We start from the raw sequence: 567 nt of genomic DNA, 5'->3' as shown, positions 1-567 counted from the left end.
GTCGCTGCCGCAGCTTCGGTGCATGGTTTAGCCCCGTTACATCTTCCGCGCAGGCCGACTCGACCAGTGAGCTATTACGCTTTCTTTAAATGATGGCTGCTTCTAAGCCAACATCCTGGCTGTCTGTGCCTTCCCACATCGTTTCCCACTTAACCATGACTTTGGGACCTTAGCTGGCGGTCTGGGTTGTTTCCCTCTTCACGACGGACGTTAGCACCCGCCGTGTGTCTCCCGTGATAACATTCTTCGGTATTCGTAGTTTGCATCGGGTTGGTAAGCCGGGATGGCCCCCTAGCCGAAACAGTGCTCTACCCCCGAAGATGAGTTCACGAGGCGCTACCTAAATAGCTTTCGGGGAGAACCAGCTATCTCCCGGTTTGATTGGCCTTTCACCCCCAGCCACAAGTCATCCGCTAATTTTTCAACATTAGTCGGTTCGGTCCTCCAGTTAGTGTTACCCAACCTTCAACCTGCCCATGGCTAGATCACCGGGTTTCGGGTCTATACCCTGCAACTTAACGCCCAGTTAAGACTCGGTTTCCCTTCGGCTCCCCTATACGGTTAACC

The 567-nt window shown here is 53.6% G+C and carries 1 rRNA gene; it reads right to left on the bottom strand.

What is annotated here, in order from left to right:
• A 23S ribosomal RNA gene (locus ACOTXI_RS24260) occupies positions 1 to 567 on the bottom strand; the annotation flags it as partial.

The organism is Enterobacter cloacae complex sp. BZL2005, from assembly GCF_049238885.1.
GTDB classification, from domain to species: domain Bacteria; phylum Pseudomonadota; class Gammaproteobacteria; order Enterobacterales; family Enterobacteriaceae; genus Enterobacter; species Enterobacter roggenkampii.
Note: the sequence above shows the minus strand (reverse complement) of the source record. Positions and strands in the feature narration are given on the sequence as shown.